This is a genomic window from Paenibacillus algorifonticola, assembly GCF_000971975.1.
Classification (GTDB): domain Bacteria; phylum Bacillota; class Bacilli; order Paenibacillales; family Paenibacillaceae; genus Pristimantibacillus; species Pristimantibacillus algorifonticola.
The window spans coordinates 77,103-77,305 of record NZ_KQ040785.1; the positions used below are offsets into that span (position 1 = coordinate 77,103).

Here is a 203-nt window from a genome sequence, read left to right on the forward strand (position 1 = left end):
CTTGCTTCATCTTAATATTAGTTGTAAAATACAGGAGAAAAGTTATTAATGATTCTATCTCCGACAGATTGAAAGAAATTTTCGAGTATATTCAAAGCAATTATAATATCACTCTAAAGGAATGGAATCATGATAAAGATCATATTCACATATTAATGAAAACTCATCCTAATACAGAGATATCTAAATTCCTTAATGCCTAT

The 203-nt window shown here is 27.1% G+C and carries 1 protein-coding gene; it reads left to right on the forward strand.

Annotation, left to right across the window (positions count from 1 at the left end; genetic code table 11):
- Positions 1 to 8: 8 nt before the first annotated feature.
- The coding region (tnpA, locus tag WH37_RS34460) for an IS200/IS605 family transposase (RefSeq protein ID WP_156182235.1) at positions 9 to 203 on the forward strand (195 nt) is incomplete at its 3' end.